We start from the raw sequence: 23,137 nt of genomic DNA, 5'->3' as shown, positions 1-23,137 counted from the left end.
AATCCTGACGGGGGATTTTCGCGGCGCCGTCAGTCCCCGGGGAAGGTGTCGAGCGTGAGGGACTCCGGGGGCCCCTTCAGCTCGCGCGGCAGCTTGAGGACGCCGTCCAGGTAGCGCCAGCCGGTGCCGTCGTGGCGGAAGTCCGAGCGCTCCACGAAGGACTGGTCCTTTCCCTTCTCGAACACCTTGGCGAAGAAGAGGACGCGGGCGAGCCCCGACGCGTCCGGGGGCTGGTGGCCCAGCACCACCAGCCCCGGGTACTGGTGGGCCCGGGCGGAGTCGCGCAGCTCACGCAGGACGTCCGCTTCCGGACGGGCCTTCATGGGGTGGTCGGGGTGGAGCGTCTTCCAGAGGTAGGCGGCGTCGCGCTGGGCGAAGGCGCTGTAGCGGCTGCGCATGAGGCGCTCCGCGTCAGGGGCTTCCGCCTCGCCTTTGTGGAAGGGGGCGCAGCACTGCTTGTAGCGCTGGCCGGAGGTGCAGGGACACAGGGGGGCGGGGGGCATGGCGGGGTACAGCCTACCCGGGTTCCCAGTGTGGACGGGCGGACGGTCCGGTGGCGGACCTGGGCGGGGGTGGGGGGAACCTTCGCGCTTGCGGGGCAGGGGGGCAGGGCATATCCCTGGCGGCCACGCCCCCTATGAGCCTGCTCGAAGCCATTGTCCTGGGTCTGGTCCAGGGTCTCACGGAGTTCCTGCCCATCAGCTCCACCGCGCACCTGCGCATCGCGCCAGAGCTGTTCGGCTGGCCAGACCCGGGGGCCGCGTACTCGGCCATCATCCAGTTGGGCACGGTGGCCGCGGTGCTCATCTACTTCCGCAAGGACATCGTCGCGCTGGTGAGCGCGTTCGTCATGGGCCTGGTGAAGCGGGACCCGTTCGGCACGATGGAGGCGCGGCTTGCGTGGTTCGTGGGCGTGGGCACGCTGCCCATCGGCATCCTCGGGCTGGCGTTCAAGAAGGTCATCGAGGGGCAGTTCCGGTCGCTCTACATCATCGCGGGCAGCCTCATCGTGCTGGCCATCGTGCTGTTCGTCGTGGAGCGGCGCGCGTCGCACCAGCGCACGGTGGCGGACATGACGTGGAAGGACGGCATCATCATCGGCCTGTGGCAGGCGCTGGCGCTGGTGCCGGGCTCGTCGCGCTCCGGCACGACGCTCACGGGCGGCCTGTCGCTGGGGCTCAAGCGTGAGGACGCGGCGCGCTACTCGTTCCTGCTGTCCATCCCGGCGACGACGCTTGCGGGCATCTTCGAATTGAAGCACCTCCTGGAGGCCACGGAGCGTCCGTCCACGGTGGCGCTGGTGGTGGGGACGCTGGTGGCCTTCCTGTCGGGCATGGCGGCCATCGCGTGGCTGTTGAGCTTCCTGAAGCGGCGCACCACCTTGGTGTTCGTGGTGTACCGCATCGCGCTGGGCTTGCTGCTCCTGGGGCTGTTGCAGGCGAACATCCTCAAGCCGATGTCCGGCGTGGAGAACCTGGCGACGCCGGAGGCCCCGACGAAGCCGCCGGTGGAGAAGCAGGTCACGGACTGAGGGAGGGAGAGGTCGTGCGCGTGCAGGCCCTGTTCGATGCGCTGGAGACGCGGCTGACGGCCAGGCCCGCGCGGACGTTCGAGTGGAGGGGCCGGGCGCTGCGGGAGGCCGCGGTGCTGGTGCCCCTGTTCGAGCGGGAGGGCGTACCCCACGTGGTCTTCACCCGGCGGCCCGCCACCCTGCGCACGCATGCGGGGCAGTACGCCTTCCCGGGCGGAGGTCAGGAGGCTCGGGACGTCACGCCGCTGGAGACGGCGCTGCGCGAGACGGAGGAGGAGTTGGGCATCTCGCGCACCCACGTGCGCGTGCTGGGCCTGCTGGACGAGACGCCCACCACGTCCGCGTACCGCATCCGTCCCTACGTGGGCGTCATCCCGGGGGACGGGAGGTACGCTCCCAATCCGACAGAGGTGGATCTGGTGCTGGAGGTGCCGCTGGTGCGCCTGATGGACCCGGCCATCCTCCGCGTGGAGCGCCACACGTGGGAGGGGATGGAGCACGACGTGCACTTCTACACGCACGGCGAGCACGTCATCTGGGGCGCCACGGGGCGCATCCTGCGCAACTTCCTGCAGTTCGTGGTGGAGGTGCCGGGCATCCAGGGGCTCCTGGACGCTCCCCTGCCTGCCGGGCGCTGAGCCCCGGGGTCCGTGCTGGCGGTCGGGCCGGGCGGGAGGACGCCTTGTCGCTCCGGAGGGGCGGTCCCACGTTGAGGGGCGAACCCTTCGAAGGGACGCGACGTGGACGGTGGTGATGGGCTCGGGGCCATGGAGGTGAGGCAGGCCGCGCTGGTGGCGCTGGGCGAGCTGCTGCGTGCCTCGGGGTATGCCTTCACGACGGTGACGCCGGAGACGCACCGGCGGGTGAACGCGCGGCCCGGGGCGAAGGTGGCGCATTCGGTCCGGGATGTCTTCGGGTGGAGCCGCCCCTTCGGGCCGGGCGTGCTGGAGCCTCGGATGGTGGCGCTGCTGGAGGAGGCGGGCGCGCTGGTGGACTGCGAGGACGGGACGCACCGGAGCCGGGTGCGGTTCTCCACGCTGGGGACGGGGCTGTATGTCCATTCGGCGTGGCCCACGTCGCAGAAGGACGCGGTGTTCTTCGGGCCGGACACCTACCGGTTCTGCGCGTTGCTGCGGCGGGTGCCGGGCTCGTTCCGGCGCGCGGTGGACCTGGGGTGCGGCTCTGGAGCCGGTGGCCTGTCGGTGGCGGGGAGGAGCACGGCGTTGGTGCTCGCGGACCTGAACCCGTTGGCGCTGGAGTTCTCGCGGGTGAACGCGAGGTTGAATGGCGCGCATGGAGTGCAGGCGGTTCACTCGGACCTGCTGAGGGATGTGTCTGGCCGGTTCGATTTGATCATGGCGAACCCGCCGTATCTGGCGGACCCGGACGGGCGCACGTACCGCGATGGCGGCGGCACGCACGGCACGGAGCTGTCGGTGCGCATCGTGCGTGAGGGGGTGGAGCGCCTGGAGCCGGGCGGCACGCTGGTGCTCTACACGGGCGCGCCGGTGGTGGAGGGCGAGGACCTGCTGCGCAGCGCGCTGGAGCCGGTATGGCGGGCCGCGCCGCTCACGGAGGTCCGCTACGAGGAGCTGGATCCGGACGTGTTCGGCGAGGAGCTGGAGAAGCCGCCATACGCGGGCGTGGAGCGCATCGCGCTGGTGGCGCTGATGGCGCGGCGGGGCTGAGCCCCCGCTTCAGGGCTGACGGCTCACGTCGCAGCGGACAGAGGCCCGTCTTGCGAGGTCTTCCGCCACGGAGCGCAGCAGGCTTCCCAGGACGGGAGTGCCGGAGGATGACGTCTCCCCCTGGGTGAGCCAGCGCGCCATGCGGCCCAGGCTGGCGGAGGTCACCACCTGGAGCCTCACCTCCACCTGCACGACGAAGTGCTCACCCGCTTCGGGCTTCGCATCCAGCGTCCAGGCCACGCGCTCCAGCTCCAGCGTGCCCACGCCTCCGGGCAGCTCGCGTCCATCCAGGAAGTAGCCGCCGCGGGTGAACGCGAGCACCTGCGTCACCCGCGCGCTGTCCACGTGCGCGTCGAACCAGAAGGCCCTGCGCTTCCTGAGTGTCAGCTCCACCTCCAGCTTTCCCGCGAGCCCCAGCCGCACCAGCCGGTCCAGCTCCGGGGAGATGAAGGCGCGCGCCTCCGGCCGGACCATCACGCGCCTTCCGGAGAGCGTCGCGGTGCAGGCGGCGGAGGCCTCCTCCGCCCTCGCTCCGGATGCGAGCAGACACGCCGCGACGACCACCGCCGCGCCATGCCTGCCCTGTGTGCCGTGTCCTCCCATGGCTCAGAACGTCCGGTTGAACAGCAGGCGCGCTTCGGGCGCGAGCCGGATCCGGTCGTCGATGCGCCACGCGGCGTCGAAGCGCACGCTGTCTCCGAAGTGGAAGCTGGCGCCCATGCCAAGCTTCGGATCCAACCACGCGGACGCGTAGTGCACGGAGCCCAGGTCCGCGAAGATGCCCAGGTTCTGCCAACGGTACTCGGCGGTCGCGAGTACCGAGCTGTCAGCACCCCGGAACTCCTTGAAGCCATAGCCTCGCAGCGCGGTCCAGCCGCCCAGCGCCTCCTGCTTCTGGAGCGGCAGGTCATGGCCCAGCGCGGCCCGCAGGCGCAGGCTCAGGCCCGTCTGCCAGCTCATCGGCACGTCCATGGCCACGTCGCCCACCCACTTCCAGAAGCGGGTATCCACTCCGTCCACGCCCGGGCCCTCACCGACCTCCAGCGTCATGAAGCCACGCAGCGCGGGTTCGTGATCCCCGTTCGTGTGGCGTTCGAAGAGGGTCGTCTCCGGCGTGCGGAAGAGAGAGCCCACGCGCGTGCCGCGCTCCGCCGCCTCGCTGTACTCCAGCCGCACCACCGCCGAGCGGAAACGCCCCGCGTCCACCGGCGCATTCGGAAACGGCGGGTCGTCGTGCCGGAAGAGGCTGAGCGGCGGCGTGAACGACTGGAGCGAGCTCATCGTGTCGCCGCGCACCTCCACGCCCGCGAGCCACGAGCGCGCCCAGCGCCAGGTGGCGAAGGCCGCGAATCCCTGACGGCGGAAGTAGTCGCGGTCCGGCCGGTTGATGAGGAACGAGTAGAAGTACGAGTCGAAGTCCCCCAGCCGCCAGCGGTCCAGCGTGTCGACGAAGTCGTGCACCTGCGCGCCGAGCTCCTCGATGCCCAGCGCGGGCAACTGCACCTTGGCGCCACCCAGCAGACTGACGCGGCGCTGACTGCGCGTGCCCTCCGGGTCGAACGGCAGGTGCTGCCCGCCCAGCCTCAAGGGGATGAAGAAGGCGCCATCCAGCGTCGTGTGTACCCGGTCGTGGAAGTCAAAGATGCGAAGGCTCGCGGAGAGCCCCGGGGCGAAGCCCGTCACCTGCGTGTGCACGGGCAGCAGGTCCACGTCCAGGTCCGGAGGACGCGGGCGCACGTGGACGATCAGCCGTTTCCCCTCCAGCGTGAAGCCGTCGCTTCCGGGCCAGCTCCATTCGTGGAACATCCGGCGCCAGCCCAGCTCGAACTCCACGCGCTCGTGGCGCCGTGGCTTGCGCTTCGCTTCCTCCTGCGTGCGGTAGCGCCGGGTGCCGTCGGGCTCGCGCTCCTCGAGGATGCGCACGTGCGTGCGTTCCTCCTGGAGGTCCTTGCTGTCCACCGCGCGCAGGAAGGGCAGTCGCGATTCCAGCCGCTTCATGGCGCGGCGGGCGTCACTGCGGAGGAGGACGTCACCGGGCTGCAGGCCCAGGGCTTCACGCACGCGCACCGCCATCGCGTCGTCGACACCCCGTACCTCCACGGACTCCAGGTGGCCTTCATCCACCGTCACGACCAGCCGGCCGTCGGGAGACAGCGTGGCGGACACCGTGGCCAGCAGGTAGCCGTCATCCTTGCGGAGGGTCTTGAGGACGCGATCGAGCGCGGCGTCCAGGCCACCCAGCAGGATGCCGGGGCGGAAGCCTCCACTCCCCTGTCGCGCGAGCCAGCCCCGGGAAGGGCGCGGTGGCGGACACGGGCTGACGATTCGCAGCGTTCCGTGGCGCGTGTGGACGCGCACGGTGGCGACCTCCTCTTCATCATCCGCGTCGGAGAGACGGGAGGGCCGCTCGAACAGTTCGTCCCACAGTTCCTCGGGTCGGAGGTCCTGAAGGCCTTCGAGCGCCACCGACGTCACCGTGGGGTGCTCCTCCAGCGTCACTTCGAGCAGGGCCGGGCCCGAGTCGCTGACGCGAACGCGGGGCTCCACGCGAGCGAAGAGGCCGGTGCGCGCCAGGCGATGCAGCAGCGTCTGGATCGCCGTGGCCGTCAGCGGGTGCGAGGCATCCACGGACGGTGCGCCCACGAGCCTGCGGACCTGCGCGTCCGTGAGCCGGTGGAGCCCGCGAAACTCCAGGCCCGTGGGGGAGAGCCCCCGGCCGTCGACCTCGACCTGCAAGGCCCCGAGCACCGTGGAGTCCGAGAGGTCACCCTCGTCCTCGTTGAAGCCCTCCGGACATGTCGAGTCGTTGGAGTCCTCCGAGGTGGCCGCGGCTTCCGATGGAGGCGGTGCCGCAGTGACTGCGGGTGACGTGTCGGAGGTGCCGGCATCCGGTGCCGGTTGGCCCAGGGCCGCGAGCGAAACGAAGCAGAGCGCCAGTGCGAGACGGTTCATGAAAGGCGACAGGAGCATGCTCCGTTCCAGGTGAGGCCTCGCGGCAAGTGCCCGGAACGACGGAGGGCGGGCAGACGGGCGGATGTCATGGACACATCCGGATGTGTCGGGCGGTTGTGGCCGTGACATCGCGCGGCTCACGGGGAGACAGGCAGTCCCAGGGCCTTGATGCGCCGGTAGAGGTTGCCGCGGTCCACCTGGAGGAGGCGCGCGGCCCCGGCGATGCTCTCGCCTTCGCGGAGCGCCGCGCGGATGAGGTCCCGTTCGAAGTCCTCCACGTGCTCGCGATAGCTCTTGTCTCCCAGCGACCTGCGAGGCGCGGGCACGGCACCCGTAGGGGCCGCCACCGCGTCCGGACCCAGCTCCAACGGACCGTCGCCCCGCAGCAGGTTCAGCCTCTCGATGACGTTGCGCAGCTCGCGCACGTTGCCGGGCCACGGATACGCGCGGAGCGCGGCCTCCGCTCCCGGCGCGAGCACGAGTGGCGTCCGGGGGCCCGCGAGCTCCGCGGCGAAGACTCGCGCGAGGGGCAGCAGGTCCTCGGGGCGCTCGCGCAGGGGTGGCAGGTGCAGTGGCAGCACGTTGAGCCGGAAGAAGAGGTCCTGCCGGAAGCGGCCTTCATTCACCGCTCGGCCCAGGTCCTGGTGCGTGGCCGCGAGGATGCGGACATCCACCGGCACCGGCAGCGTGCCGCCCAGACGCTCGACCTGACGTGTCTCCAGGACGCGCAGCAGCTTGGCCTGGAGCTCCAGCGGCATGTCTCCCAGTTCGTCCAGGAACAGCGTGCCGCCCTGTGCCTGCTCGAAGCGGCCCGCGCGCCGCGCCACCGCGCCGGAGAACGCGCCCCGCTCGTGACCGAACAGCTCACTCTCCAGCAGCGTCGCGGGGATGGCCGCGCAGTTGACCGCCACCAGCCGGCCCTTGCGTCCCGAGGCCTTGTGCAGCGCCTGCGCCACGCGCTCCTTGCCGGTGCCCGTCTCGCCGGTGATCAGCACCGCCGTGTCGCTGGGGCCGACGCGAGCAATGAGCTGGCGCAGGGACTCCATGGCCGGGCTGTCGCCCACCAGGTGCCCCGGCTGGGCCAGCGCGTCCAGCAATCGCTCGCGCTCCTCGCGCAGGGCTCCCAGTGCCAGCGCGTTGTGAAGCGCCGTGAGGAGCCGCTCAGCGGAGGGCGGCTTCTCCACGAAGTCCGTGGCGCCCAGCTTCAGGGCCTGCACTGCTTCGGAAGGAGAGGCCTCTCCGGACAGGACCACCACTGGCACGGGCAGCGGCTTCGGCAGGCGCGCGAGCAGCTCCAGTCCCGTCTCGCCCGGCATGCGCAGGTCCAGCAGCATCAGCGCGGGAGGCGCGTCCGGCGCTTCGAGCAGGCGCGAGGCCTCCGCCGTGGAGCGGGCCTCCACGGGGGAGAAGCCTCCGTCTTGCAGCAGTCCCCGCACGGCTCGCAGCACGCCGGGGTCGTCGTCGACGATGAGGATGCGGGCCCCGGTCTTCATGCGGCCACCTGGGAAGTGTCGGAGGAGGGGACTCGCGGCAGCACCACTTGCGCCCGGGTGCCACCTTGCGCGCCCGGCTCCAGCCTCAAGGTGCCGCCGTGCTCGTGGGCAATCTTCTGCGCGATGGGCAGGCCCAGCCCGCTGCCGCCGGGCTTGGTGCTGAACAGCCCTCGGGTGAGGACGGGGCCCTCCAGCACGCCAGGGACGCCGCTGCCTCCGTCGCTCACGGTGATGTGCACGCGGCCGTCTTCCGCGGTGTGCAGCGCCACGTGGACGGGTGGGGCGTTGGGCGGGGAGGCCTCGGTGGCGTTCTTCACCAGGTTGCCGAAGAGGCGCCGCAGTCCGTCCGGGTCCGCGCGCAGCGACACCTCTTCACCGGGGTCCAGCACCACGGGGACGGGGGAGGTGCCCGCGTACAGCGTGCACACCTCCGCGAGCAGTGGACGCAGCGCGACCTCCTGGAAGCGAGGGGCGGGCAGGCGCGCGAAGGTGGAGAAGCTCTGGGTCATGCGCATGAGCAGGTCCACCTCCTCCTGGAGGAGCGCCACGGCTTCAGCGAGGCGTGTCGGGTCGGGTAGGGTGCCGGCATCCTGCGGAGACAGACGCGCGAGCGACAGCCTCATTGCGGTCAGGGGGTTCTTCAGCTCATGGGCGAGCGCTCGTGCCACGTCCTGCCACGCGGCGATCTGTTCGGCGGCCTTGAGGTGTTCACGCTGGTCCAGCAGTTCCTGGCCCATGCGGTTGAACTGGCCCAGGAGGAACTGGAGTTCATCACGAGCGGGCTCGGGGACGGGCAGTCGGACCGAGAGGTCGCCCCGGGAGTACGCCCGCATGCCTTCCAGCAGCGTGGCCATGGGACGGGTGAGGACGCGGCCCAGGAGCACGGCGGACACGGCCAGCACGACGGCGGCGACCGCGCCCACGCCAACGATGAACATGGGCACACGGCGCACCAGGGCCCGTCGCGCCAGCTCCGCCTGCGCCAGGTTCAACCGGGCTTCGTCGAGCGCATCCGGAGGCAGCCCGCGGCGGGCCATCTCCTCGGAGACGTCATCAAGCACGGCCTCCACGGGAGTAATGGAGATGGAGAGCACGCGCTCCAGCACGCCCTGGGCGAGGGCTCCCAGCAACGCCAGTGGGATGAGGCCCGCGAGCAGCATCACCGCCAGCAGGCGCCGTCGGAAGCGGAACGGAGGTGGGCTCATCAACGATGCACGGCGCATGGTGTGCCGTTCATATACCCGCTGCCGCTGGAGGTCCCGGCGGGGCTCAAGGCTGGTAGGGATATCGCGTGATGTCTCCGGCTGGAGAGAGCGCATACAGCTCGAACCAGTCCGTTTCGAGCCCTGTGACACCCGGGCCGAAGCCGGGGCATCTATCCACGCGGCGGTTGACCCGAGCGAAGTACCAGCCCGCTTCCTGTCCGATGACGACTTCCAGCGCCTTGGCCGAGAAGGCGCATTGGCTTGCGAACTCCTTGGGAAATCGCTTCAGCGCTTCTTGAAGGGCCGCGTGCGCGGCGACGACCGCAGGACCGTCCAACGTCGCGAGCGGTTGCAGGTCATCCCCTGGCCAGGGAATCGTTGTTGGCTCGACCGGCTTCGTTGGCTGCGCTCCAGCGCATGCAATGCCCAGGCACGCGATGCCAAGCCACAGGAGCTGTCGCCGGAGAAAGCCCATCCAGCGACAGCCTACTCAGAACTGCAGATACACGTACGGCCGGGTCTCCAGCGTGGACAGCTGACGAATCCCCAACCCCAGGAGCACCAGCACCACCGCCCTCGCGGGCGCGGGCATCTTGAGGAACACCAGCGCCGCCGTGTCGTAGAGCTTCATCGGCAGCGCGTGCGCAATCACCGCGATGGCCAGCATGCTCCACACCAGCGGACCCACGTTCGCCAGTCCCGGGATGCCCGCCAGCATCCGCGCGTAGAACTCACCCGCGTGCGCCATGTCCGGCGCCCGGAACACCACGCGCGTCAGCACCACCAGCGTGAACGTGGCCAACATCCCGAACGCCACGCGCACCGGGCCCGGCTCCTGCTCCTTTCCCTTGAACCACCACCAGCAGCGCACCGCGCACAACGCCACGCCGTGCACGCCGCCCCATACCGCGAAGCGCCAGTCCGCTCCGTGCCACAGGCCTCCCAGCACCATCACCATCATCAGGTTGAAGCACACCCTCGGCTTCGAACGGCGATTGCCGCCCAGCGGGATGTACAGATAGTCCCGCAGCCACGACGACAGGCTCATGTGCCAGCGGTTCCAGAACTCGAACAGGTTCTTCGCCAGATACGGCCGCGCGAAGTTCTCCGGGAACTTGAACCCGAACAGCGACGCCACCCCGATCGCGATGTCCGAGTACCCCGAGAAGTCGTAGTACAGCTCCAGCGTGTACGCGACCGCCGCCACCGCGCACTCCGCCGACGAGTACGCGTGCGGACTGCCGAACACCGGATCCACGATGCCGCTGCCCAGCACGTCCGCGATGACCAGCTTCTTCACCAGCCCCACCGCGATGCGGAACAACGCCTTGTTCCCGTCATCCGACGACAGCGTGGGCACTTCCCGGAAGTGCGCCATCAGCTCCGACGCGCGCACAATCGGACCGCTCACCACGCGCGGGAAGAACAGCATGTAGAGCAGGTGCTCCACGAACGAGTGCTCGGAGCTCGCCTTCCCCTTGTACACGTCCACCGTGTAGCTGATGGACTGGAACACGAAGAACGACAGCCCCACCGGCAACAGCAGATGGAACGGCTCCGGCCGAACCTCCACGCCCCACGGCCCCAACAGGGACGCCGCCGTCTTGCGCAGCAGCTCCAGGTACTTGAAGCCCGCCAGGAGCCCCAGGTTGGAGACGATGGACAGCACCACCAGCAGCTTGCGGACTCCGGGCCGCTCCGTGTGCCCCATCCCCTTCACCAGCAGGTGGTCCACCGTCACGCCGGCCAGGAAGATGAACAGCGGCACCAGCTTCACCACCAGCTCGCCCACGGGCATCCCGCCTACGAACGCGCTCAGCGGCACCTGGAGGAAAGACACGTAGACCAGCAGGCTGCCCAGCAGCAGCACCGCCATCCGCGGCACGTAGTACCGGTGCACCGCCCAGTAGAGCGCGAACACCGCGATGACGAAGACGACGTACTGGAGGCTGTGGGACAGCACGGCTCAGGGCGCTCCCGCGGCGGAGGCCGTCGGCTCGCCGCCCTTCTTCGTGGATTCGTACGCCGCCATCAGGTCCTTCACGAACGCGTTCGCCAGCACCGCGTAACCCTGCGCCGTCAGGTGCACGCCGTCCGCGTGGCCCAGCGGCACCGGTTGCCGCTGCCAGCGCTGCATGGAGCGCTCGCCGCCCATCGCCGCGCGCGCGGACCAGTACGCGCAGCCGGCGTCCTTCGCCACCTCCGGCAGCGTGTGCAGCACCTTCGCCAGCGACGGCGCTTCGTCCCACTGTCCGTTCGCTTCCTGCTGGAGCCGGTCCGTGGGACCGATGAGCAGGCACTCCGCGCCCGTCGCCTTGCGCATGCGCGCGATGAGCGCCGCGTAGTCCTGGCGCAGTTCGTTCGCGTCCAGCCCCGGCAGCTCCGCCTCGTTGGTGCCGTACCAGAACACCAGCAGGTCCGGCCGGCGCGCGGTGAGCTGCGCGTCCATCGCCGGGGCATCCATGTCCCGCGCCGTGAAGGCCGTGGCCCCGGGCAACCCCAGCGCGTCGTACACCAGCCCCGGCGTGTCGTACTCCAGCGACGCGCCCAGCACCGTCGCGCTCCCGCCACCCTCCGGCACCTTCACCTGGACCGAGTGCGCCACGCCCGTCACCGGGAACGAACGGATGCGCACCGTCGGATGCGTGAGCGGCTCGGGCGGCGGCGCTTCCGGCGGAATCTCCTCGCCGTCCACCGTGATTTCAGGGGACGCGGCCCCGGGCGCGTCCAGCGCGTACAGGTCCAGCCGGCCCTGGCGGTTCTTGTCCTCCGCGCAGCCTTCGCAGAAGGAGATGCCCAGGCTCGCGCCGGGCGCGCCCACCGCGCGGATGCCCGTGAGTCCCCAGAGTCCTCCGGGCGTATTCTTCGCGTCCTCCACCGTCCACGGCCCCTCCAGCGTGCGCGTCACGTGCGCCGCCTCCAGCCGGGGGGACGGCTTGCCTGCCGCGATGAAGCCCCGGCCCGCGTCTCCAAAGCGCTTCGTCAGCGCGTCACGGACCGTGTCCGAAAAATAGTGCGCCGCCGTGTGCGACGCGCCCAGCTGCGCGATGCCCACGCGCAGCCTCGCGCCGGCCTCGCGGCGGGCCAGCGCTTCGAACGTGCGCCGCAGCGCCGGGGTCGCGTTCTGCAGCCCGGTCACATCCGTGCCCGGCACGCGCGGCGGATGCGTGCGCGCGAACGCCCGCTGCAACGCCAGGTCGAACAGGTGGCCCAGCAGGTTGGAGCCACGCACGCGCGGGTGCACCAGGTCCTCCAGCATCAGGCCGGACTCCAGCCACCTGAGCGCGGAGCCCTCTCCGCCCATCGCCGCCAGCGTGTCGTAGAAGGCGCAGCCTCCCGCGCGCGCCTCCTCGCGGAACACCTCCGCCACCTCCGCGGAGTGCCGGCGCGTGACGACCTCGCCGCTCAACGTGCGCACGCCCGCGTCGATGGGCGACATGACGAGGCACGCCGCGTCCGGCACCGCCGTGCGCACGCGCGACACCAGCTCCTTCATCTGCGAGCGGACCTCTCCGAGCGTGGTGCGCTCGCGCGAGAGGAAGAACGCCTCGTTGCCGCCCACCATCAGCACCACCAGCGACGGCTTGCGGTGCTTGAGCTGCGCGCGGAACGCCTGGGGCTGCGCGCGCAGGTACACCTCCGCCATGCCGCCCAACAGGCCCACCGTGTCGTAGACGACGCCCGGCGTGCCCGACTCCAGCGCCACGCCGTGCAGCTCCGTCTTGCCGCTCGCGGTGAGCGTCAGCGTCTTCGCGCCCTCGGGGAGCTTCAGCCGCGCGAAGGCGGCTTCTGCCTTGGAGCCGAACGCACGCGTCTGGATGCGCTGCGTGTTCTTTCCGTCCACCGCCACCTGCACGGAGCCGTTGGCCGGCTGGGCCAGGAAGAACAGCTCCGCCTCGCGCGCGCCCTCCACGGAGTAGCGCGCGGTCTGCGCCGGGCCGTTCGTGGAGAAGGCCACGCCCGTCCAGCCCACGCGGTCCCTGGGCCAGTGTGTGTCCACCAGCCGCTCCATCTTCCAGCCGTCCGTGCTCGCGGTGCCCGCGCGCGTGGCGCGGCCGGCGCTCGCCAGCCGGTGGATGTAGAGAAAGCCCGTGCCGCCCGAACCGAAGCGCTCCTGCAGCCGGTCTCGCACCACGTCCGTGATGTAGTCGGAGGCGATGAGTGAATCGCCCAGGTGCACCACCCGCACCGGCGTGCGCCGCGCGTCCGAGCGCAGGTCCCCCAGCGCCTTCATGAAGGGCGCCAGGCCGTCCTCTTCACAGGTCCCGTCCGCGCGCGTCTTGCGGCAGTTGAGCTCGATGTCCACGTGCTTCGCGCCCATGCGCTCGCGCAGCGCTTCCAGCTCCAGCGCGGCGTTCAGCGTGGGGGCCGTCAGCTCCTCCAGCCCGATGCCGGGCACGGCCGGGGCTTCCCCCACCTGTGGGCCCGCCTGCGGATCCGTGTCGTTGGCGGCGGTGTCCGCTTCCGCGAGCGCGGCGGGGGGCGCGTCCGGGGCCATGCCGTCCGCGGGCGGGCGCGGGGCCTTCACGCCGCGCAGGGACGCGGGCAGCACGAGCGCCGCCAGCTTGGGCCCGAGCGAACCTTCCTGACGGAGGCTGGGGAGGGGGCGGAACTTCTCCGGCAATGGGGCCAGGGACAACCCCACCGCCAGCAGCACGGTGAAGGCCAGCGTCCATCCGGTGGATGTGGGCTTGAGGCTCAACGCCGGGGCATGAGACTGGCTTTTCGGGGGCGGGTCAAAACTCTGCCCACATTGTCGCGCCCCATCCCTCGGGGAGCAGGCGGCCAGGCCCCTTCCTCCGCTGTCGCGACGCGCTATGGTGCGCCGCCGTGCGCGCCGGGGCCCAAGGCCAGGCGCGCCCCTAGGAGCTCGCACCCGTATATGGCCCTCTACCCCGTCATCATGGCCGGAGGCTCCGGCACCCGCTTCTGGCCCCTGTCGCGCCAGGCCCGTCCGAAGCAGTTCCTCCCGCTGGCCTCCAAGCAGCCGCTGCTCACCGACACCGCCCATCGCCTCAAGGGCCTGGCCCCGGTGAAGAACACCTTCATCGTGTGCGGCCCCGTGCACGCGAAGACGGCCGCGAAGCTGGTGAAGGGGCTGCCCAAGGGCAACCTCCTGGTGGAGCCCGTGGCGCGCAACACCGCGCCCGCCATCGCGCTCGCCGCGCTCCAGGTGGCCGCGCGCGACCCGAAGGGCGTGCTCGCGGTGCTGCCGTCGGATCACCACGTGGCGGACGTGAAGGGCTTCCAGCGCACGCTCGCGGAGGCGGCGCGCATCGCGGAGGGCGGCCACATCGTCACGCTGGGCATCAAGCCCGCGCGCCCGGAGACGGGCTACGGCTACATCCAGGTCGGTGACGCGCTGGAGGGCGGCGGCCGCCGCGTGAAGGCGTTCAAGGAGAAGCCCGACCTGAAGACGGCGCAGGAGTACCTGGCCGGCGGCGACTACCTGTGGAACGGCGGCATCTTCGTCTTCCGCGCGGACGTGATGCTGGAGGCCTTCCAGAAGCACATGCCGGAGATGCAGAAGGGCCTCGAGGCGCTCCAGAAGGCCGCGGGCAAGCGCACCTTCCCGGCCGTGCTCAAGCGCGTCTTCCCCAAGCTGCCCTCCATCTCCATCGACTACGGCGTGATGGAGAAGGCGGAGAACATCGCGGTGCTCGACGGCGACTTCGGCTGGTCCGACGTGGGCTCCTTCGCCGCCATCCCGGAGGTGCGCCCCGCGGACGCGCAGGGCAACGTCGTCTCCGGCGACGCGGTGCTGGTGGACTGCGCCAACTGCGTGGTGCTCGCGGACAAGCGCACGCTGTCCGTCGTGGGCATGCACGACGTGGTGGTGGTGGACTCCGGTGACGCCGTGCTCGTGGTCCCCAAGGACAAGAGCCAGGACGTCCGCAAGGTCGTCGAGGCCCTCAAGGCCCGGAAGCGCACCCGGCTGCTGTAGGCCCCAAGGCGACTCCGGCTCCTGTTTCACCCCACACATTTCTTCCTGGGGCGCTCTGTCGTTTCTACAGGGCGCCCTGGTTCGTTTTGCGGGGGTTGCTGGCACTCGCGGGTGTTGGAGTGTCGCGAGGCGGACGAAGGCGGGCCCCGGGCATGAGGCGCGCGGGTTGCAAGCCCACCCCGGGTCCGCCCCATTTCCGGGGCGACAGGCGGGGATGGCGATGGGCTGCAAGCGCTGCGTGGGCGAACACCGGGATGGGGAGGCGTGCCCCGTCGCTGCCCGGCCTCCGGTGCCGGGGGATTCGCTGGAGGGGCAGCGGCACGGGCCGTTGCTCCTGAAGCGCCGGCTGGAGGTGGGGGCGGTGGCGTCGCTGTATCTGGCGGAGTACGTGCCCACGGGGCACCGCTTCGCGGTGAAGGTGCTGCACGCGCACCTGGCGGCCCGTCCCGCCGTTCGCGCGCGGTTCATCGCGGAGGCGCTGGCGCAGCGCAACGTCGTGCACCGCCACGTGGCGCGCGTGCTGGACGTGCGCCCCGGCCCCCAGGGCCTGCCCTGCGTGCTGATGGAGGCGCCGGAGGGCGAGTCGCTGAGCGCGCTGCCCCTGCCGCTGTCTCCGGCCGAGGCGGGCGAGGTGTTGGAGCAGGCGCTCGCGGGGTTGGAGGCGGCGCACGCGCGGGGGCTGGTGCACGGGGACCTCACGCTGGATTCGATGTTCCTCACACGCGACGCGAAGGGGGCGCGGCGCGTGCGGGTGCGAGACTTCGGCGCGGGCGCGGTGCGGGAGGCGGCGCTGTCGCCCGAGGAGCGCAAGCAGGGGGTGACGGTGGGCTCGCCCACGTTCATGGCGCCCGAGCAGTGCGCGGGGATGGACCGCAGCCCGCGCTCGGATGTGCATGCGTTGGGAGTGGCGGGCTACCTGCTGGTGACGGGCCGGCTGCCGTTCGGGCTGGGGCGCTCCGCGGACGTGACGCTGTTCCCGCCGCACGCGCTCAACGCGAACGTGCCGCCCGCGTTGTCCACCGTGCTCATGCGCGCGCTGGCCGCGAAGCCGGAGGAGCGGTTCGACAGCGCGTGGGCCTTCCGCGCCGCGCTCGCGGAGGCGCTGGGCCTGAAGGCGCCGGTGCGGAACGCGTCCGCGGATGCTCCCGAGGACGTGTCCGACGCGGTGGTGGAGGCGCGGGCCGTGACGGCGCGCGGTGACGCCGCCGGGGCTTCAACGGAAGACGACGCGGACGACTTCGACATCGTGGAGGACGTGCCGGAGTGGGGCATGGCCGCCAGGTCCGTGGAGGACGCGGCGCTGCGCGCGGCGGAGGCCGCTGCCTCCGGTGAAGGGGCCATGCGCGCGGACGTCGCCGCGTTCTGGGCGTCCGCCGTGGCGCTGCTGGGGGCCGCCGAGCCGGAGCTCCCCGCCGGCACGCTGCCTGGGACAGGCGCGTCCCAGGCCGGTTCCCCTGGCGCGCCCATCCTCCTGGTGGAGCCGGCCACGGGCTCCGCGTCCGGCGCGCCGGCCAGGACGATGAAGCTCGGCATCGTGGACGTGAACGCGGTGGATGCCGCCGCGCCCATCCTGCTGGTGGATCCGGCCTCGCCCCTGGACGTCGCGCCGCAACCGGCGGTGAACCCCACGTCCACGCTGGGCGCCGCGGCCATTCCGTTCATGACCCTGGCTCCCGTGCTGGAGCCCGTGTCCCTTCCGCCGCCCGCGCCCATTCCGCTGGTGAACGCCGTGGCGCCGCTGGAGGCCTCCGCGCCCCGCACGGATGCTCCCGCGGGCCTGCGCGTGCGCCTGGGGCTGACGCCGGGGGAAGCCCTCCAGCCCGTCTCCGTGAGCGACGTCGCCCCCGAGGGCCTCTTCGCCGAGTGCCATGGCTCCCTGCCCCCGCTCGCCGCGCGGCTGACGGTGGAGGTGTCCTTCCGCGGCGAGACGGCCCTGGGCGCCTGTGACGTCGTCCGCCACGTCACCTTCGACGAGGCGCGCACCTGGAACGTGCCCGCCGGCGTCTTCGTCCACTTCTCCGACGAGTTCCCCGCCCTGGGGCGGCTGCTCTCCCGCGCCCTCATGGAGGACGCGGAGCCCGCGCCCGACGCGGAGCTTGGCCGCATGCTGGCCCGCGCGGAGGCCGTCGCCCGGGACCCGTACCGGCTGCTCGGCGCGAAGCACGACGCGGACTTCAGCGACATCCACCGCCGCGCCCAGGCCGCCCTGCGCCGCCTGCTCGCCTTCCAGCACCGCCCGCTGCCCACCGCGCAGCGCCAGGCCCTGGAGGCCCTGCGCGTGCGCGTGCTGGCCGCGCAGCGCATGCTCGGCGATCCGCTCTCCCGCGTGGGCTTCGACGCCACCCGCGGCAACCTGGGAGGACTGGCCCGCTGCGTGGCCGCGGGCGTCCCGGAGCCCACCCTGGAGGCCCTGCGCAGCGCCTTCCTCGCCGCCCGGCCGGACGTGGAGAAGAAGGCCCGCGCCCTGTTCACCCAGGGCCATGCGTTGGAGGTCCAACGGGCCGTCCCCGCCGCGCTGGAGCGCTACGCGGAGGCCCTCAAGCTGGACCCGCTGAACACGTCCTGGCTGAAGCACTATCAGTCGCTGCGGCGGCGGGTGCCGGCGGGCGCCGGGGCCCAGGCGCCCGGGGCCATGGCCTGATGGAGGCCATCAGGGGCTCCCGGGGGTAGGTTCCGCCCTCCCACGGGGGCCGGGCGTTCAACAGTCCGCCGGGCGTTTTCGGGTGTGTGCAGCCCCTGGCCGCCGTCGTGTAGTGTCCGACGCCTTCCGTTACGCCCTCCCGGTTCCTGTCGAGGGTGGGGACACTGCCATGAACGCGCACATCTTCCGCGAGTACGACATCCGAGGTCTGGTGGACAAGGACCTCACCCCCGAGGTGGTGGAGCTGCTGGGCCTGGGCCTGGGCACCATGATCCGCCGCAAGGGCGGCACCTCCATCGTGGTGGGCCGCGACTGCCGCGAGTCCTCCACGCGCTTCCGCGACGCGCTCGCGAAGGGCCTCACCACCACCGGCCTGGACGTCTACGACGTGGGCGTGGTGCCGACGCCGCTGACCTACTTCGCGGCGAACACGCTGCCCGTGGACGGCCTGGCGATGATCACCGGCAGCCACAACCCGAAGGAGTTCAACGGCTTCAAGATTGGCGCCGGCAAGACGACCTTCCACGGCCCTGAAATCAAGGAGCTGAGCCGCCTCATCGAGGCCAGGGACTTCGCGACCTCGAGCAAGCCCGGCAAGGTCACGCCCTACGACATCATCACGCCCTACAACCACTTCATCCGTCAGACGGTGAAGGTGGGCCGCGAGGGGATGAAGATCGTCATCGACGCGGGCAACGGCACGGGCGGCGCCATCGCGGTGCCGCTGTTCGAGAGCATGGGCTTCGACGTGGTGCCCCTGTTCTGCGAGATGGACGCGGACTTCCCCAACCACCACCCGGACCCCACGGTGGTGGAGAACCTCCAGGACCTCATCCGGAAGGTGAAGGAGGTCAAGGCGGAGGTGGGCATCGCCTACGACGGCGACAGCGACCGCATCGGCGTCATCGACGACCAGGGCAACGTGCTCTGGGGCGACCAGCTGATGGTGCTCTTCAGCCGCTACGTGCTGAAGGAGGCCCCGGGCGCGGCCATCATCGGCGAGGTGAAGTGCAGCTACACGATGTACGACGACATCGCGAAGCACGGCGGCAGGCCCATCATGTGGAAGGCGGGCCACTCGCTCATCAAGTCGAAGATGAAGGAGGAGCACGCGGAGCTGGCCGGTGAGATGAGCGGCCACATCTTCTTCAAGCACCGCTACTTCGGCTTCGACGACGCGGTGTACGCGTCCGCGCGCCTGCTGGAGATCCTCACCCACGAGAAGCAGTCCATGTCGCAGCTGCTCTCCGACGTGCCGAAGACCTTCGCCAGCCCCGAGCTGCGCTTCGACACGACGGAGGAGAAGAAGTTCGCGATGGTGAAGCGCGCCACGGAGATCTTGCGCGACGCGGGCCACAAGGTGGTGGACGTGGACGGCGTGCGCGTGACGTTCCCGGACGGCTGGGGGCTCATCCGCGCGTCGAACACGCAGCCCATCCTGGTGCTGCGCTACGAGGCCAGCACGGAGGCCCGCGTGAAGGAGATTCAGGCGCTCATCGAGAAGACGGTCGCGCAGGCGCAGAAGGACGTGGGCGCCTGAGCCGCTGGCGCCCCACGCGAAGCACACGCACGTAAGGGAGGGAGCATGCCGACGCTGGGAATCGACCTGGGCGGGACGTTCGCCCGGGCCGCGGTGGTGGATGGGAAGGGTGTCATCCTCGCGAGCGCCAAGGTCGCGGTGCAGGACCGCAAGCCGCAGGGCGTGGTGGAGACCATCGCCCTGGCGGCGGAAGAGGCGGTGACGAAGAGCGGGGTGAAGGTGGAGGGCTGCGGCGTGGGCGCGGCCGGGCAGATCCACAAGGACACGGGCGTCATCTCCGTGGCGCCCAACCTGGGGTGGCGGGACGTGCCGCTGGCCCAGATGCTCACGAAGCGGCTGGGCTTCGACGTGAAGGTGGTGAACGACCTGTCCGCGGCGGCGTGGGGTGAGCTGCACGCGGGCGCGGGGCGCGGGGCCCAGGACATCCTGGTGGTGTTCGTGGGCTCCGGCGTGGGCAGCGCCATCATCGCGGACGGGCGGCTGGTGAACGGAGGCGGCGGCGTGGCGGGCGAGCTGGGCCACATCAAGGTGGTGCCCGGCGGCCGGCTGTGCGGCTGCGGTGAGCACGGCTGCCTGGAGGCGTACGCGGGCGGTCACAACCTCATCGCGCAGACGAAGGAGCTGATGGCGTCGGGCGGCTCGCTCGTGCTGGAGAAGCTGACCCACGACGACGCGGACAGCATCACCCCGGTGACGCTGGAGACGGCGGCGGAGGCGGGCGACGTGAAGGCCCGGGAGATCCACGACCGCGCGGCGCGCTTCCTGGCGCTCGCGGTGGCCAACTACGTGACGGTGCTCAACCCTTCGCGGCTGGTGCTGGGCGGCGGCGTGCTGATGCACTGCCCGGGCATCAAGCGGCAGGTGCTGGACGGCGTGCAGCAGTGGTCGTCCCGCGTGTCGCGCGAGGGCCTGCTCATCGCCGACGCGGAGCTGGGCGACGACAGCGGCATCATCGGCGCGGCGCTGCTGGTGAAGTGAAGCGCCCGGCGCGGGGAGCTGCTCTCCCCGCGCCACGCGGAAGCGCTACGGAGTCCTCGGAGCGGGTGTCGCGTCCGTGAAGCGCAGCTTCGCGATGCGCCCCTCCTCGCCCACGGCCCAGGCGGTGTCATGCGTGCGCGGCGGCGTGGACACGGCGTGGAAGCCCGTGGTGTCCAGCGGCTCCCACGTCCTCCCCGAGTCCTTCGACACGTCCGTGCCCGTGGGCCCCACGGCGACGAGCCACATCCTCCGCTCGCGGGTGAGCGGCGCCACGCAGGAGCGGTAACCCCCGAGCCCCTTCTGCGGCACGGTCCACTGACGCTTGCCCCCGTCCAGCGTGAGCGCCACGGTGCCCGACTTCACCTCCGGCTGCTTGTAGTTGCCGCCCACCGCGACGCCCGCCAGCGGGCTCCAGAAGAAGAGCGAGAACACGCCCGCGCCCTCACCCGTGGCCAGCGGCGTCGGAGCGACGCTCCAGGTCTTGCCCTTGTCCGCCGAGTGCAGCACGCGCGCCGCGGAGCCCCCCAGTCCGAACCAGACGTCGGACTTGCCGTACACCGCGATGCTCGTGCCGCTGGCCGCGAAGCCGGCCTCGCCCGCGAGCGCGGCCGGCAGCGCCCCTGGTGGCACGGGCTTCCACGTCGCGCCGCCGTCCTCCGTGGTGATGACGACGAAGTGTCCGTCCACCGGGTCGCTGAACGCGACGCCGTGCTGTTCGTCCCAGAAGGCCATGCCGTTGAAGAAGGCCCCGGGCAGGGTGTTGGTGAACTGGAGCGTCCAGTGCGCGCCGCCGTCCGTCGTCTTGTAGATGCGCGACCTGTCACCTGCGCCGATGGACAGCACGTAGGCCGTGCGGTCGCTGAAGGCGTCCACGTCGCGGAAGTCCAACGCCTCCGCGTCCGGCACGGGCGCCCGCGTCCACGTCTTCCCACCATCCGTGGTGCGCACGACGGTGCCCTTGTCACCGCTGGCCCACGCCACGCGGCCATCCACCGCGCTCACGCCGCGAAGGCGCACGGTCGTCCCGCTCGTCTGCGGTTCCCACTGCATGCCCGCGCTCCCCAGGGCCAGCCACGTCGCCAGCCACACCGCTCCCGTCGTCATGTCCCGGTGCCTCCCGCGTGTCCGTCCACGCAGGGCGGGACGCTAGCCGAGAAGGGACCGGTCAGCGCCGCCCGGCGGCGTTCGCGGCGTCGGGCAGCGACGTGTCCTCGGGGATGAAGTCGACGCGGCACTTGTCCAGGAGGGGGCCGCAGGCGCGGTCCAGGTCGCCGCGCGTGTCGCAGCCCGGGCGCTCCTCGCAGGTGTCCGGCAGGAAGGCCCAGACGAACTGGAGCACGTTGCCGCCACGGCCCTCCGGCAGCGCGGCGAGGAGGTCCTGCTTCCGCTCCCGGAGCAGGCTCGCCAGCCGCACGGTCTTGTCCTCCAGCTTCACGTGCCGAGCGTCCCCCATGTACCGGCGGCTCGCGTCGTTGAGCTGCGCGTCCAGGAGCTCCGGCTGGTAGGGCGCGCCATCCAGCCGGGGCCCGCCGCGCGTCCCCTCGAAGAGGGCGAAGTGCACGCGCGGATCCGCGTACTCGCCCAGGAGGACGCGCTGCTTCAGGGCGTACAGCGTCAGCCGCTCGCCGCCCACCGGCCACGCGTGGGTCCAGTAGAAGCCGCCGAACCACGACGCACCCACGCGGTCCGGATAGCGCTCCACCAGCTGCATCAGCACCAGCGCGTTGTACGCGTTGATCCAGTACGCCAGCCCGTCCTCGGGCGAGGGGAACAGCTCCGGCTGGCGGTGCGGCGACACCGCCGCGAGCGACGCGACGAAGCGCTCCAGCGCCGCGCGGTCGTGCTGAAGGCCCGCGAAGTCCAGGTCCCCGCTGGGGCGAACATGGCTCAGCGCCTGCGCGTAGTCCGCGTAGCCGAAGGGCCCGGCCGCCGGGGGCACTGCCGCGGGCAGGGCGCCCCCCACGTACAGCCCCGCTCCCACGGCGAGCGCCACCAGCGCGGCCAGGGCCGCCACGGTGGACCAGCGGGCTCGGGGGCGCGAAGGGACGGGGGCATTCACGGCCCGGCAGTCTATGTCACCCACCCGGGGTCCGCCGCGACAGGCCGCTATACTGCGCGCGCCATGGAGCCTACCCCCGACGTCGTCCGGCACTTCCATCCGGTACTCCCCGCCCGTCAGCTCCGGCACAAGCCCGTCCGCGTGGAGCTGGCGGGCCACGCCTACGCGCTCTTCCGGGACGCCTCCGGGAAGGCCGCGGCGCTGTCGGACGCGTGTCCGCACCGCTTCGCGCCGCTGTCGAAGGGCACCGTGACGAAGGAGGGCCAGCTGCAGTGCCCGTACCATGGCTGGCGCTTCGACGCGCGAGGCCACGGCACCAATCCCAGCCAGCCGGAGCTGCGCCACTGCGAGGCGAAGAGCTTCCAGGTGGTGGAGCGCCACGGCTACCTCTGGCTCGCGCACGCGGACACGCCGGAGTCCGCGATGCCCGGGCTCGCGGGCGGGGACTACGTCTTCGGCGGGACGTTCTCCACGCTGTTCCAGGCGCCGCTGCACGTGTCGCTCGACAACTTCAGCGAGGACGAGCACACGCCCTTCGTCCACACCCGGCTGGGGTGGAGCGGCGCGCAGGCGGGGCAGGTGGAGTTCGAGGCGCACAACCACGAGGACCACACGGAGGTGCACTACCGCGCCCCGCAGCGGCCCGCGCCCATCATGCGCCTGCTGATGGTGGGCAGGGGGGACGTCTTCCACAACGACTGGGTGACGCGCTTCGACCCGGTGCGCAGCGTCTACACCGTGAGCTGGAGGACGCCCTCGGGAGCACCGCGGCCCTTCATCACGCAGGCGCACATCTTCTTCGTGCCGGAGACGGCGCGCACCACGCGCCTGCACGTCTTCTCCTTCCTGCGCACGGACGTGCCCATGCTCAGGCCCTTCCTGCCGGTGGCGGCGAAGGCCGCGCTGGGCCTCACCTGGTGGGAGGTGCGCGACGACGCGCGCTTCATCTCCACCGTGGCGGACACGCCCTACAGCCACAAGGGCATGCGGCTGGACAAGTACGACAAGCCGCTCGTCCACCAGCGCAAGCTCATGGAGCGCATCTACTACGCGCACGAGCCCGAGCAGCCCCAGGTCCGCGACGCCGCGGGCACCTGAGCGACAGG

The 23,137-nt window shown here is 71.4% G+C and carries 18 protein-coding genes; 8 read left to right on the top strand and 10 right to left on the bottom strand.

The features are described from left to right. Positions 1–29: 29 nt before the first annotated feature. Positions 30–503, bottom strand: coding sequence for a YchJ family protein (locus KYK13_RS34305; protein WP_223638522.1), 474 nt, complete (start codon positions 501–503; stop codon positions 30–32). A gap of 134 nt (positions 504–637) precedes the next feature. On the opposite strand from KYK13_RS34305, the gene KYK13_RS34300 reads away from it, so the two are divergent. The 3 genes from KYK13_RS34300 (at position 638) to KYK13_RS34290 (ending at position 3,219) form a co-directional block, all read left to right on the top strand. Beyond that, complete coding sequence (locus tag KYK13_RS34300) at positions 638–1,531, top strand: undecaprenyl-diphosphate phosphatase (RefSeq protein WP_223638519.1); 894 nt, start codon at positions 638–640, stop codon at positions 1,529–1,531. 14 nt (positions 1,532–1,545) lie between these two features. Then, entirely contained in the window at positions 1,546–2,169 is a 624-nt protein-coding gene (locus tag KYK13_RS34295) for a CoA pyrophosphatase (RefSeq protein WP_223638517.1), read from the top strand. A 102-nt stretch (positions 2,170–2,271) separates the two neighbouring features. Beyond that, positions 2,272–3,219 (top strand): class I SAM-dependent methyltransferase, encoded by a 948-nt coding sequence (locus KYK13_RS34290; protein WP_223638516.1) that lies wholly within the window; start codon positions 2,272–2,274, stop codon positions 3,217–3,219. A 9-nt stretch (positions 3,220–3,228) separates the two neighbouring features. On the opposite strand, the gene KYK13_RS34285 is transcribed toward KYK13_RS34290, so the two are convergent. The 7 genes from KYK13_RS34285 to KYK13_RS34255 all read right to left on the bottom strand — a co-directional run bounded on the left by KYK13_RS34285 (position 3,229) and on the right by KYK13_RS34255 (position 13,571). Then, positions 3,229–3,822: a hypothetical protein gene (locus KYK13_RS34285; protein ID WP_223638515.1), complete on the bottom strand. Its 594-nt coding sequence runs from the start codon at positions 3,820–3,822 to the stop codon at positions 3,229–3,231. A gap of 3 nt (positions 3,823–3,825) precedes the next feature. Then, the gene (locus KYK13_RS34280; protein WP_223638514.1) at positions 3,826–6,189 is read right to left on the bottom strand and encodes an outer membrane protein assembly factor; all 2,364 of its coding nucleotides are present in this window, start codon (positions 6,187–6,189) and stop codon (positions 3,826–3,828) included. A gap of 119 nt (positions 6,190–6,308) precedes the next feature. Beyond that, positions 6,309–7,664: a sigma-54 dependent transcriptional regulator gene (locus tag KYK13_RS34275; protein WP_223638513.1), complete on the bottom strand. Its 1,356-nt coding sequence runs from the start codon at positions 7,662–7,664 to the stop codon at positions 6,309–6,311. Further along, complete coding sequence (locus KYK13_RS34270) at positions 7,661–8,887, bottom strand: ATP-binding protein (protein WP_223638512.1); 1,227 nt, start codon at positions 8,885–8,887, stop codon at positions 7,661–7,663. Before KYK13_RS34270 ends, KYK13_RS34275 begins: the two co-directional genes overlap by 4 nt. A gap of 46 nt (positions 8,888–8,933) precedes the next feature. Further along, positions 8,934–9,344 carry a hypothetical protein gene (locus KYK13_RS34265; protein ID WP_223638511.1) on the bottom strand — a complete coding sequence of 137 codons (411 nt, stop codon included), beginning with the start codon at positions 9,342–9,344 and terminating at the stop codon, positions 8,934–8,936. Positions 9,345–9,359: 15 nt separating this feature from the next. Beyond that, positions 9,360–10,832: an MBOAT family protein gene (locus tag KYK13_RS34260; RefSeq protein WP_223638509.1), complete on the bottom strand. Its 1,473-nt coding sequence runs from the start codon at positions 10,830–10,832 to the stop codon at positions 9,360–9,362. 3 nt (positions 10,833–10,835) lie between these two features. Further along, positions 10,836–13,571: a GDSL-type esterase/lipase family protein gene (locus tag KYK13_RS34255; RefSeq protein ID WP_223638506.1), complete on the bottom strand. Its 2,736-nt coding sequence runs from the start codon at positions 13,569–13,571 to the stop codon at positions 10,836–10,838. Positions 13,572–13,751: 180 nt separating this feature from the next. On the opposite strand from KYK13_RS34255, the gene KYK13_RS34250 reads away from it, so the two are divergent. The 4 genes from KYK13_RS34250 to KYK13_RS34235 all read left to right on the top strand — a co-directional run bounded on the left by KYK13_RS34250 (position 13,752) and on the right by KYK13_RS34235 (position 19,972). Beyond that, positions 13,752–14,813, top strand: a complete 1,062-nt coding sequence (locus KYK13_RS34250; RefSeq protein ID WP_223638503.1) for a mannose-1-phosphate guanylyltransferase — start codon at positions 13,752–13,754, stop codon at positions 14,811–14,813. 220 nt (positions 14,814–15,033) lie between these two features. Continuing rightward, positions 15,034–17,454, top strand: a complete 2,421-nt coding sequence (locus KYK13_RS34245; RefSeq protein ID WP_223638500.1) for a protein kinase — start codon at positions 15,034–15,036, stop codon at positions 17,452–17,454. A gap of 169 nt (positions 17,455–17,623) precedes the next feature. Beyond that, positions 17,624–18,994 (top strand): phosphomannomutase/phosphoglucomutase, encoded by a 1,371-nt coding sequence (locus tag KYK13_RS34240; RefSeq protein ID WP_223638497.1) that lies wholly within the window; start codon positions 17,624–17,626, stop codon positions 18,992–18,994. 45 nt (positions 18,995–19,039) lie between these two features. Next, positions 19,040–19,972: an ROK family protein gene (locus KYK13_RS34235; RefSeq protein WP_223638494.1), complete on the top strand. Its 933-nt coding sequence runs from the start codon at positions 19,040–19,042 to the stop codon at positions 19,970–19,972. A 45-nt stretch (positions 19,973–20,017) separates the two neighbouring features. On the opposite strand, the gene KYK13_RS34230 is transcribed toward KYK13_RS34235, so the two are convergent. Further along, on the bottom strand, positions 20,018–21,076 hold the full coding sequence (locus tag KYK13_RS34230) for a YCF48-related protein (RefSeq protein WP_223638492.1): 1,059 nt from the start codon (positions 21,074–21,076) through the stop codon (positions 20,018–20,020). A gap of 61 nt (positions 21,077–21,137) precedes the next feature. Next, on the bottom strand, positions 21,138–22,031 hold the full coding sequence (locus tag KYK13_RS34225) for a DUF547 domain-containing protein (RefSeq protein ID WP_223638490.1): 894 nt from the start codon (positions 22,029–22,031) through the stop codon (positions 21,138–21,140). A gap of 63 nt (positions 22,032–22,094) precedes the next feature. Between KYK13_RS34225 and KYK13_RS34220 the strand changes: the two genes are divergently transcribed. Then, positions 22,095–23,129, top strand: a complete 1,035-nt coding sequence (locus tag KYK13_RS34220; protein WP_223638487.1) for a Rieske 2Fe-2S domain-containing protein — start codon at positions 22,095–22,097, stop codon at positions 23,127–23,129. Positions 23,130–23,137: the final 8 nt, after the last annotated feature.

Origin of the sequence: Corallococcus sp. EGB, from assembly GCF_019968905.1 — a bacterium.
Taxonomy (GTDB): Bacteria; Myxococcota; Myxococcia; order Myxococcales; family Myxococcaceae; genus Corallococcus.
This window is presented reverse-complemented; position numbering and strand designations above follow the sequence as displayed.

Excerpts from the sequence above, each read along its gene's own strand:
- KYK13_RS34265 (WP_223638511.1), bottom strand. The coding sequence starts at position 9,344 with ATGGGCTTTCTCCGGCGACAGCTCCTGTGGCTTGGCATCGCGTGCCTG.
- KYK13_RS34300 (WP_223638519.1), top strand. The coding sequence starts at position 638 with ATGAGCCTGCTCGAAGCCATTGTCCTGGGTCTGGTCCAGGGTCTCACG.
- KYK13_RS34220 (WP_223638487.1), top strand. The coding sequence starts at position 22,095 with ATGGAGCCTACCCCCGACGTCGTCCGGCACTTCCATCCGGTACTCCCC.
- KYK13_RS34285 (WP_223638515.1), bottom strand. The coding sequence starts at position 3,822 with ATGGGAGGACACGGCACACAGGGCAGGCATGGCGCGGCGGTGGTCGTC.
- KYK13_RS34230 (WP_223638492.1), bottom strand. The coding sequence starts at position 21,076 with ATGACGACGGGAGCGGTGTGGCTGGCGACGTGGCTGGCCCTGGGGAGC.
- KYK13_RS34235 (WP_223638494.1), top strand. The coding sequence starts at position 19,040 with ATGCCGACGCTGGGAATCGACCTGGGCGGGACGTTCGCCCGGGCCGCG.
- KYK13_RS34270 (WP_223638512.1), bottom strand. The coding sequence starts at position 8,887 with ATGCGCCGTGCATCGTTGATGAGCCCACCTCCGTTCCGCTTCCGACGG.
- KYK13_RS34240 (WP_223638497.1), top strand. The coding sequence starts at position 17,624 with ATGAACGCGCACATCTTCCGCGAGTACGACATCCGAGGTCTGGTGGAC.
- KYK13_RS34275 (WP_223638513.1), bottom strand. The coding sequence starts at position 7,664 with ATGAAGACCGGGGCCCGCATCCTCATCGTCGACGACGACCCCGGCGTG.
- KYK13_RS34280 (WP_223638514.1), bottom strand. The coding sequence starts at position 6,189 with ATGCTCCTGTCGCCTTTCATGAACCGTCTCGCACTGGCGCTCTGCTTC.
- KYK13_RS34245 (WP_223638500.1), top strand. The coding sequence starts at position 15,034 with ATGGGCTGCAAGCGCTGCGTGGGCGAACACCGGGATGGGGAGGCGTGC.
- KYK13_RS34250 (WP_223638503.1), top strand. The coding sequence starts at position 13,752 with ATGGCCCTCTACCCCGTCATCATGGCCGGAGGCTCCGGCACCCGCTTC.
- KYK13_RS34305 (WP_223638522.1), bottom strand. The coding sequence starts at position 503 with ATGCCCCCCGCCCCCCTGTGTCCCTGCACCTCCGGCCAGCGCTACAAG.